At 40.4% G+C, this 10,504-nt stretch carries 8 protein-coding genes; all 8 read right to left on the reverse strand.

Features of this window, described 5'->3' with window-relative positions; translation table 11 throughout:
* Positions 1-108 precede the first annotated feature (108 nt).
* Positions 109-1,464 carry an aspartate aminotransferase family protein gene (locus tag BANA01_RS13280; RefSeq protein WP_063253473.1) on the reverse strand — a complete coding sequence of 452 codons (1,356 nt, stop codon included), beginning with the start codon at positions 1,462-1,464 and terminating at the stop codon, positions 109-111.
* Positions 1,465-1,480: 16 nt separating this feature from the next.
* Positions 1,481-2,947 (reverse strand): CoA-acylating methylmalonate-semialdehyde dehydrogenase, encoded by a 1,467-nt coding sequence (locus BANA01_RS13285; protein ID WP_063253474.1) that lies wholly within the window; start codon positions 2,945-2,947, stop codon positions 1,481-1,483.
* An 89-nt stretch (positions 2,948-3,036) separates the two neighbouring features.
* A complete protein-coding gene (locus BANA01_RS13290) occupies positions 3,037-3,255 on the reverse strand; it encodes a hypothetical protein (RefSeq protein ID WP_063253475.1) in 219 nt (72 codons plus the stop codon).
* Positions 3,256-3,284: 29 nt separating this feature from the next.
* Positions 3,285-4,754, reverse strand: coding sequence for an NCS1 family transporter (locus BANA01_RS13295; RefSeq protein ID WP_063253476.1), 1,470 nt, complete (start codon positions 4,752-4,754; stop codon positions 3,285-3,287).
* A gap of 160 nt (positions 4,755-4,914) precedes the next feature.
* On the reverse strand, positions 4,915-6,333 hold the full coding sequence (gene hydA, locus BANA01_RS13300; protein ID WP_063253477.1) for a dihydropyrimidinase: 1,419 nt from the start codon (positions 6,331-6,333) through the stop codon (positions 4,915-4,917).
* A 15-nt stretch (positions 6,334-6,348) separates the two neighbouring features.
* A complete protein-coding gene (preA, locus tag BANA01_RS13305; protein ID WP_063253478.1) occupies positions 6,349-7,635 on the reverse strand; it encodes an NAD-dependent dihydropyrimidine dehydrogenase subunit PreA in 1,287 nt (428 codons plus the stop codon).
* 80 nt (positions 7,636-7,715) lie between these two features.
* Entirely contained in the window at positions 7,716-9,080 is a 1,365-nt protein-coding gene (locus tag BANA01_RS13310) for an NAD(P)-dependent oxidoreductase (protein ID WP_063253479.1), read from the reverse strand.
* Positions 9,081-9,615: 535 nt separating this feature from the next.
* A complete protein-coding gene (locus BANA01_RS13315; RefSeq protein WP_063253480.1) occupies positions 9,616-10,293 on the reverse strand; it encodes an oxidoreductase in 678 nt (225 codons plus the stop codon).
* Positions 10,294-10,504 lie beyond the last annotated feature (211 nt).

A 10,504-nucleotide genomic window follows, 5' to 3' on the forward strand; every position in this document is an offset into this window, starting at 1 on the left:
CTATTTTCCCTAAAATGGTCAATTTACTATAGCATGTTTTATCCATAAAAATAAATCTAACTCGCATAAAAAGTCCTAAGTGTTTTTGGCACTTAGGACTTTTTATGCTTATATAATTTTCTTTAAGCTCTCACTCACTGTCTTAATAATGAACTGGATATCTTCTTGGGTGATATTTAATGGCGGGGATAGGGTTAGTACATTATTGTACCCAGCTACAGTAGCTCCGTTTTTACCAATTAATAAACCTTCCTGTTTACAGTTTGCAATCACTTGATTAACCAGTGTTACCTCCAAAGGTTCCTTTGTCTTCTTATCCCTCACTAATTCAATACCCACCAATAAACCTTTTCCACGTACATCACCAACAAACGGATGGTCCTGAAGGAGATCACTTAATTTATTGACCACTTTTTTACCAAGGTCACGCGAGCGGTCAAAGAGATTTTCTTTTTCCATAATTTCTAGGTTTTTTAACGCCAAGGCACAAGCAGCTGGATTACCGCCAAAGGTGTTCACATGACGGAAGTAATCATATTCTTCCGTTCCTTTAAACGCTTCGTATATTTCTTTCCGAACAGCCGTTGCGGATAGAGGCAGGTATGCACTGGTTATCCCTTTCGCCATTGTGATAATGTCAGGCTTAACATCATAATTCATAAAGCCAAAAGCTTTTCCAGTTCGACCAAATCCGCAGATGACTTCATCTACAATTAACAGAGCACCATGTTTTTCACAAACCTCTTTAGCTGCCTTCATATAACCTTCAGGAGGAACTAAAATTCCCCCGCCCGTAATGATAGGTTCCATAATCATCGCCGCTATCGTTTCGCTAAGCTCCCACGTCATGGTCCGGTCGATTTCTTTTACAGATGAAAGTTCTTTTGGATCACTTACATTAATATCATCCCTATAGGAATCTGGCGGAGAAACATGAATGAAGCCTGGAGCGAGCGGCTCATATTTATATTTTCTTTGTGCTTGACCAGTTGCTGCTAATGCTCCCAATGAATTTCCATGATAACCGCGGTAACGGGAAAGTATTTTATATCGACTATGTTCCCCTCTTTGCTGGTGATATTGGCGGACAATCTTGAAGGCTGTTTCATTTGCCTCTGAACCGCTGTTCGAGAAGAAAATTACATATTCATCACCGAGCATTTCATTTAACTTTTCAGCTAGCTTGATTGCGGGAATATGGCTTTGAGTTAATGGAAAATAAGCCATTTCCTTTAGCTGTTCATAAGCTGCCTCTGCAAGCTCTGTTCTGCCATAGCCTACATTCACACACCATAATCCCGCCATTGCGTCCAGATAGCGCTTCCCATCGGCGTCGGTTATCCAAGAACCTTCTGCCTTTGCAGCCACAATGGTGGCATGGGGATTATAGGGCTTCATCGAATGCCATAAATATTTATCATCTTGTGCAAGTAATTCCTCATGTTGACGACCAGTTTGAACCATGTCGGTCCCTCCTTTTCTAAGCTTCAAAACGGGATGTAATCATTTTTTTACGAGTATAGAAGTTTAAGCCGTCTTTGCCATTAACATGGAGATCACCATAAAAGGAGTCCTTCCAGCCTGAAAATGGGAAGAACGCCATAGTTGCTGGAACACCCACATTTATTCCGAGCATACCAGCGTCTGCTTCTTCACGGAATTGTCGGATTGCTTTTGCATTATTTGTATAAATCGTGGCTCCATTTCCATATCTTGATTTTCGAATATACTCCAAACCCTCATCTAAATTGCTGGCCCGCAGCAGACTTAACACTGGGGCAAATATTTCTTCCTTGGCAATGGTCATTTCAGGGGTAACATGATCAAAAATGGTAGCTCCTAAGAAATTCCCTTTTGGATGGTCACTCATCTCTTTGCGTCCATCGCGAATTAAGTCAGCACCTTCTGCTATCCCTTTTTCAATGTAACCCAGAACTTTGTCACGATGTTCTTTTCTAATGACAGGAGTTAATAACACCTCGTCATCCATTCCATTACCAATGATCAACTCATCTGCTTTTTTCGCTAAAGCCTTAACGAATGGTTCATTGTCACCAACAACAACAACCGCACTGCATGCCATACAGCGCTGCCCTGCGCTTCCAAACGTTGAAGATATAATGTGTTGGACTGCCTTATCCAAATCGGCGTCAGGCATGACAATATGATGATTCTTCGCTCCAGATAGCGCTTGAACCCTTTTTCCTTTCGCTGCGGCTCGTTCGTAAACATACTTTGCAACAGGCTGAGAACCAACAAATGAAATGGCAGAGATATCTTCATGATCTAGTAATCCATTTACGACATCGTGTGCACCATGGACGACATTTAAGACTCCAGGAGGAGCCCCCGCTTCAGAGAACAACTCTGCTAATCTATTAGCCAAAATCGGTGTCCGTTCCGATGGTTTTAACACAAAGGTATTTCCGCAGGCAATGGCTAATGGAAACATCCAAAGCGGTACCATCATTGGAAAGTTAAAAGGAGTGATGCCTCCAATAACCCCTAATGGATAGCGGAACATTTCCGAATCAATCTCTTCCGCAATTCCAGATAATGTTTCACCCATCATTAAGGTAGGTGCTCCTGAAGCAAATTCTACACACTCAATACCACGTTGAACTTCTCCATATGCCTCTTTGTATGCTTTACCATTTTCCTGAACAATCAATCTTGCCAACTCTTTATGGTTATCAGTTAATAGACTATGATATTTAAAGAGGATTCTTGCTCTTTTTGGGACCGGAACCTTTTTCCATTTATTAAACGCTTCTTTTGCAGCTGCTACAGCTTCATTTACATCCTCCTTCGTTGATACGTGAACTTTCGTGAGTAATTCATTTGTTGCAGGATTTGGGACATCTAGTGTCTGAGTACTGTTTGAACTTACCCAAACCCCATTAATAAAATTTTGTAGAAACGTAGTATCCTTTTTTGTCACGCTCATTGATTCCCCTCCCTAATGAAAGTGCTTAAATCAACAAATTCCAAAAGAGGATGGGTCATTAGCACCGATCCCCTTTATTTCTACTAACCTTACTTTATGCCTAAATTCTGTTTAATAAGTAAACTAGAAAAATACTTTCTTGCATTGGCTGTGCCAATAATTAATGTTTCTCTTTCTTTACTCGCTGGATGATAAAACTCAACGGAAGCACCATCTAAATGTTCATGGACAGCGTGAATTCGAAAACCTTTCTGAATGAAAAAATCAAGCTTATCACGTTCATTAAGATATTGTTGATAATCCGACATCGTATCCTCCTACCATTTAGATATTCTCATTAGTCAAATTTTAGACTTGCAGGTGTTTCCTCTATAACAGGCTCGAATGCCTCTACAATAACCCAATCACGACCGACAGAGATTCCTAAATATTTCGCATCACTTGGATCTTCGATTTCTGCTTGTAGATACTTCTTAAACCACCAGAATTTAGCCAGGAAATAATAGATAGCTGCTCCAAGTGAAAATCCTACCAAAAATCCATATGCTGGGACTAAGTAGGAAATATATCCCCCAATAATCCAAGCAATAAAGCCTGCAAGATTTACACCGCCCGAATATCTAAACTGGCCGTAGTCTTCATATAATTCCGGCACATTTACCCGTCTTTTACGAATTAAATAATAGTCCGCAAAGAGAATACCGACGATCGCTGACAACACTCCTCCAACAATAAGAAGTATAGGAATGATAACCCCGAATAACTCCCAAGGTTGAACAACCGTCCCTACAATCCCTGCTGTAATAACACCGGCCCAAAATGGAAACTTCGGTCCGCCTACATTAGAGAAAATTGTTGCTGCTGGAACAACATTCGCAGCAGTATTCGTTGACCACTGTGCTAATACGATCATCAACAGTAAAACGGCAAGAACTATCCCGCTGGCTGACTCTTGAAGTGCAACCACTGGGTCAGCATTTAATACCGCAATGTAAGAGACGGCACCAATGATAATCATAAAAGTTTGCGTTAATGGCATGGCAATAAGGTTTCCAACTAGAGAACTTTTGTTTCTCTTAAACCAGTTTTTTTCGTTTACTGGGGCTTTCATGAAGCGCGAGATCGAAGGAATATCTGCACTTAATGTTGCCCAGAAGCCCATGTTACTAAATATTACAACCATAAATGCAGTAACCGCAGCACCTCCGGTAACAGGGGATTCAACCCAGCTCCAAACATCTCTTCCCGCAGCTTGTGCTTGGTCAGATAATGAAGAGTACATCCATATCGAGATTAATATAATGATCGGGGCTGCTAAGTCAGCAAATCGTTCAATCGATTTAATCCCTAAAGCCGTATTGACCAATTGGAAAATGGCAAAAATGATAAAGCAGACAAACCAATTGTCGAAACCAGATAAAATATTTAAAATGCCGTTCATAGCTGTCGCACCGAAATAGGTATTGATTCCGAACCAAGCTGAAGCGGTAACACCCCTTGTTATTGAAGGAATATGAGTCCCAATCGTCCCAAACGGGGCTCTCATGTAAACTGGAAAAGATAAGCCGTGCTCTATGCCGATATCAGCAATTAATGATATAAAAAAGCCGATTGCGAGTGAGCCAATTATTGTTGCAAGAATAACAAGCGGTAAAGACAGGCTTTGTACACCTGCACCGCCAATCGCAAAGGTAGCTAGAACGACAACCATCCCGACCCACATAAAGGAATATCCTAGTTTTGTAACTTTTCTGTCTTTTTGCTGTATTGGTAATAGATCAGAAGACTTTAAGTGGCTTTTTTTCATATGAACTCTCCTTTTCGGTTTAAGGTACAAGAATTTAAACATTCAAATTCAATCACCGACAACAACTGAGGTTTTTAAGTGCAATTGCTTGCTTTTTATGGCAAGCAATTGCAGGAGTAGTTCAACAATGTGGAGAACAAAGATTCTCAATAATACTGCGTTAAATGGATAAGATTTCGATTTGGTTTACTGGTGCATTCACATTGTACTTGGCTCTCTTCAAGTATTGACCTGAACCTGGTTTGCCGACGAATCGCTTATCTCTCACGACGAATTCACCTCGTGATAATACGGAAACAGGCTCTCCAGTGACTCTCATTCCTTCGAAAGCATTATAATCGACTGCCATATGGTGAGTTTCAGCAGAAATCACTCTTTCCACTTGTGGGTCAAAGATGACAATATCAGCGTCTGCCCCCACTGCAATCGTTCCTTTTTTTGGGAATAAGCCAAATAATTTGGCCGCTCGAGTAGACGTTAAATCAACAAACTGATTAAGACTAATTCGCCCCTTTTTCACCCCCTCAGAGAATAAAATCGATAGTCGATCTTCAATAATCGGACCACCGTTTGGAATTTTAGTAAAGTCATCTCTTCCTAAATCCTTCTGGCCTTTAAAATCAAACGAGCACTGGTCAGATCCAAGTGTTTGCAGTTGACCGCTTTTTAAAGCATTCCACAAGACCTCTTGGTTCCATCTTTCTCGTAATGGAGGTGACCAAACATACTTTGCCCCCTCAAAATTTGGTCTTTCTAAGTAACTTTGATCTAAAACTAAATATTGCGGACAGGTTTCACCCCAAACATTAAAGCCCTTGCTGCGTGCTTCGGCGATTTGTTCCACTGCTTCCGCGCAAGAAACGTGCACCACATATAATTGCGAGTTTGCCAGTCCGGTCAATGTCGCTGCTCTTCCCGTAGCCTCCCCCTCTAGTTCAGGCGGTCTAGTCAGGGCGTGATAGATTGGATCTTTGTTTCCTTCTGTAATCGCCTTTTTCGTTAAATAATCAATGACATCTCCATTTTCAGCATGGACCATAACAAGAGCTCCATGTTCTTTCGCTGAAACTAGGGTTCTGAATAGTGTTTCATCATCGGCCTGGAACACGTTTTTGTAGGCCATAAACACTTTAAAAGACGTAATACCTTCTTCATTGATTACATAAGGAAGTTCATTTAAGACATTCTCATTAATTTCCGCAATCATTAAATGGAAACCATAATCGATAACAGCTTTCTCTTTCGATTTAGTATGCCAGGTTTGGATTGCATCCTTTAAGGGTTCACCTTTGTTTGTTAAGCAAAAATCGATTACCGTTGTTGTACCGCCAAAAGCGGCAGCTATGGTTCCAGTCTTAAAATCATCCTTTGTCACGGTTCCTCCAAAAGGCATATCTAAATGGGTGTGAGGATCAATCCCTCCAGGAATAACAAGACAGCCATTGGCGTCGATTATTTCTGCTCCCTGCGCTGAAAGTTGGCTGCCAATTTGAGAAATCTTTCCGTTTTCAATTAGTATTTCTGCTGTATAGGTATCTGAGGCAGTTACAATCGTTCCATTTTTTATCAATTTCTTCATACCATTTCTCCCTTCTTATTTATGACTATCAATCTTACATTCTGCAGCAAGACTCAAGGCAGACTGTCTTTCATTCCAGGTCATCGGCGGCAATTCATATGGTACTTCCACCATATCGATTGCTCCATCAACAGGGCATACTATAGAGCAAAGATTACAGCCAACACAATCCTCTTCTCTCACTTTCAAATAAGGCTTACCGTTTTTGTCTGTTAACCTATCAATACACTGATGGGAGGTATCCTCACAAGCGATATGGCACTTGTTACAATTGATACAAACATCGGTATTGATTTTTGCGACAATATTATAATTTAGATCTAAATTACCCCAATCCGAATATTTCTGGACAGATTTACCAATGATTTCACTAACGGATTTAATCCCCTTGCCATCTAAATAATGACTGAGGCCTTCAATCATATCTTCAACAATACGGAATCCATGATGCATGGCAGCGGTACAAATTTGCACACCAGTTGCACCCATTAACATAAATTCAACGGCGTCCTGCCAGTTCGAAATACCACCAATTCCCGAAATCGGAATATTAATATTTGCATGTCGAGCGCACTCTGCCACCATATTTAGGGCAATTGGCTTTACTGCAGGGCCACAATAGCCGCCATGCGCACCCTTGCCAGCTACATGAGGTATCGTATTCCATGTATCAAGGTCAACTCCCATTAAGCTATTAATGGTGTTAATCATACTGATAGCATCCGCTCCGCCATTACATGCAGCTTCAGCAGTAGCTGTAATATCGGTAATGTTTGGGGTTAGTTTTACAATGACAGGAGTTTTTGCTACTTCCTTTACCCAATGTGTCTGACGTTCTACTAAGGCGGGAACCTGCCCAGACGCTGACCCCATTCCACGTTCAGCCATTCCATGCGGACAGCCAAAGTTTAATTCCAGACCATCCACCCCAACATCCTCAACACGTTTAACCAGTTCATGCCACTTCTCTTGTTTTGGCTCCATCATTAAGGATGCAATAATTGCATGGTTTGGAAATCTCTTTTTCGTTTCATAGATTTCCTTTAAATTAACATCCAATGGCCGGTCGGTTATCAATTCGATATTATTGAACCCAGCAACACGTTGTCCGTTAAAACTTATCGCCGCAAACCTGGAAGAAACATTTAAGATGGGGTCACCTAATGTCTTCCAAACGGCACCACCCCACCCTGCTTCAAAGGCTCGCTGTACCTGATACCCTGAATTAGTTGGAGGTGCAGAAGCTAACCAAAATGGGTTAGGAGATTTTATTCCTGCAAGATTAATACTTAAATCAGCCAAATGAATTCACCCCTTTTAAATAGAAATATACTTCAGCGAAGGAAAGCGCTTACACAATTATTTCCTTGGGTATCAAAAAATCATTGTGCTCTACTAGCTGCTGTAAATTGTTTGTGAATGCTATAGGCTGCCAGCTTTCCTTGTTGTGCAGCGGTAACCACCATTGCGTCGCCATTTCCTTTTCCAAAAACAACATCACCACATGCATATATTTGGGGATTGGAAGTTTGATAGGTTTCTTTATTTACTAGTACGACACCACGATCATGTTGTAGTTCTAGAGCATGTATTAACTCCAAATGTCTTGTTTGGCCGATCGCTTTGATAACCGCATCCACAGGAATAACATATTCAGATCCTTCCACTGGATAAGGTCTTCTGCGCCCGTCTTTATCAGGCTCACCAAGTTCCATTTTGATACATTCAATCCCGATTACCTTGCCATGTTCATTCCCAATAATTTTTTCAGGTGCTGTTAACCAGCGAAACTCAACACCGTCTTGCTTGGCAAATTCATATTCAAAATCATAGGCCGTCATTTCTTCTTCTGTTCGACGGTAAAGGATTTTTACATTTTTTGCACCTAAACGCACTGAACAAGTGGCACCATCAATGGCTGTATTACCTGCTCCAATGACAACCGCACGCTTGCCAACAAAATCCTTAGATACTCTTCCACTTTTTGTTTCCTTTACAAACTCAATGGCATCGTATACTCCCTCTAGGTCTTCCCCTTCAATACCTAAATCAGGAACATGTGCCATACCAACCGCTAAAATAATGCAATCAAAATCTTTAACTAAATCCTTTACGGACACATCTTTCCCAACTCTTGTATTTGTTTTGATTGTCACATTAAGTTTTTCAACCTGGTCCACTTCCCAGTACGAGATGGCTTGTGGAAGGCGGAAGGAGACAATTCCGTAGGTATTTAAACCTCCCGCTTTTTCAGCAGCTTCAAAAATTGTTACTTCATATCCCAACCGCGCTAGTTCTCTCGCTGCGGATAACCCAGCTGGTCCTCCGCCCACCACGGCAACTGATTTACCATTTGGTTTTCCTGGCTCAAACAGGTTTATTTCATTTTTAATGGCCCAATCTGTGGCATATCGCTGTAAGTTTCCAATCATTATGGGTTTTGTGGAATGATTTAAGACACATGCACCTTCACACAGCTCCTCAGTTGGACACACTCTGGCGCAGCTTGCACCAACTGGATTAGAAGACATGATTGTTTTTGCAGATCCAAGCAAATTTCCTGAAGCAATTTTTTTTATAAAAGTTGGAATATCGATGCCTGTTGGGCATGCCTTAATACAAGGAGCGTCATAGCAATAAAGGCAGCGATTCGATTCTTCCAATGCTTCTTGATTTGTCAGTGCGCGTTCCACTTCTTGAAAATTTCGTTCCAGATTGGCAGTGGAGATTCGCTGTGTTTTTTCCAATAAAAAGCCCTCCTTTTTAAAAGTGATTTTACTGAAAACCTTGCATCTATTTACAATTTTACAGTCCACAAAAATATGTTTCGTTATGAAAACTGTAAAATGATGCTCGTATTCTACTAACAGATAGGCCAACTAGACTCGGAGAGAAAAACATGAAAGGTGATTCTTATTTTAGATGATAGCTTGAAGGGTATTTTTGCGATGAATAGTGCAGCTGATAAATGGGAGTTATTCTTGTACCAATATTACTCTTTTACCAATTTATCACATCTGAACAGAAAATTTTGTAAAATCACATCGAACGCGTTATAGTTTAGTATTCATTTACATTTTGCGGAAAAACCAATATTTTTACATACAAAATAGAGTTAATCTAAATATCATTGTCAGTTAATCTAATTAATAAGTTCTCGACATTCTTGAATTAATTGCCGAATGACAACGACCAACAAAAAAAGTGCACCTAATTGGTACACTCTGATACATAGATTGATTAGCTTCTTATACTCATTCAGTAACTTGGCTTAAAACTTTTTTATACTGACAACCCAACTATAGCTTCAATTTCATGTGAAAGATAGATATGTTTTCCCTTTTTATTGGACTGTGCGACAACGGCCATTGCGGCTGCCACTTTTCTTGCATGTATCCCTCGGTATGGACGCATGGGACCTATCAGGATCTTGTTTAATGCACCACTAGCTTTTTCAGCAAGTTTCTCACCCAACCGAAACTCTTCCCGCTTTCCTAACAATAAAGAAGGTCTAAAAATATGGAGTGAAGGTATGTCTAAATTAGACAGAGTTTCCTCCACCTCTCCCTTTACTCGACTATAAAAGAATAATGACTTGGTATCAGCCCCCATAGAACTGACAATGAGATACTTTTCTGCACCGTTTTCCTTTGCTAGTTTTGCAGCCTCAATCGGATATTCGTAATCTACTTTACGAAATGCTTCTTTTGTTTTTGCTACTTTTATCGTTGTGCCTAAGCAACAAAAGACATCTGTAACTTGGAATAACTCATGGTACTTATGTAGTTCATCGAAATCAACGATATGTACTTCACATTTTTCAGATTCAATTTCAATCGATCTGCGAACCAACAAATGGACTTTTTGATAGTACCCATTTTCACTAAGTTTTTTGACTAATTCTTTTCCAATTAGACCTGTAGCCCCGAGCACAAGTGCCGTTTTTTTATTTACACCCATGATTTTATAAGCCCCTCTCAACAATAAGCAATCTAATAAGGAAATTATACCATGCACAAAAGGTTCCAATAAAAAATGGAGAAGCATTTTGCTGTGCCGTTTTGTGTTCCAATTTTATTGATCTTTATTGACTGGTCGATAAAAAGCTAGTGATGGTTCAATAGGATCTGCACTTATCGGTTGGGGAATCAAGCTAAGCACCCGAGCTGAT

The organism is Neobacillus niacini NBRC 15566 (assembly GCF_001591505.1).
GTDB lineage: Bacteria > Bacillota > Bacilli > Bacillales > Cytobacillaceae > Neobacillus > Neobacillus niacini.

Excerpts from the sequence above, each read along its gene's own strand:
- BANA01_RS13295 (WP_063253476.1), bottom strand. The coding sequence starts at position 4,754 with ATGAAAAAAAGCCACTTAAAGTCTTCTGATCTATTACCAATACAGCAA.
- BANA01_RS13285 (WP_063253474.1), bottom strand. The coding sequence starts at position 2,947 with ATGAGCGTGACAAAAAAGGATACTACGTTTCTACAAAATTTTATTAAT.
- BANA01_RS13315 (WP_063253480.1), bottom strand. The coding sequence starts at position 10,293 with ATGGGTGTAAATAAAAAAACGGCACTTGTGCTCGGGGCTACAGGTCTA.
- hydA (WP_063253477.1), bottom strand. The coding sequence starts at position 6,333 with ATGAAGAAATTGATAAAAAATGGAACGATTGTAACTGCCTCAGATACC.
- BANA01_RS13280 (WP_063253473.1), bottom strand. The coding sequence starts at position 1,464 with ATGGTTCAAACTGGTCGTCAACATGAGGAATTACTTGCACAAGATGAT.
- BANA01_RS13290 (WP_063253475.1), bottom strand. The coding sequence starts at position 3,255 with ATGTCGGATTATCAACAATATCTTAATGAACGTGATAAGCTTGATTTT.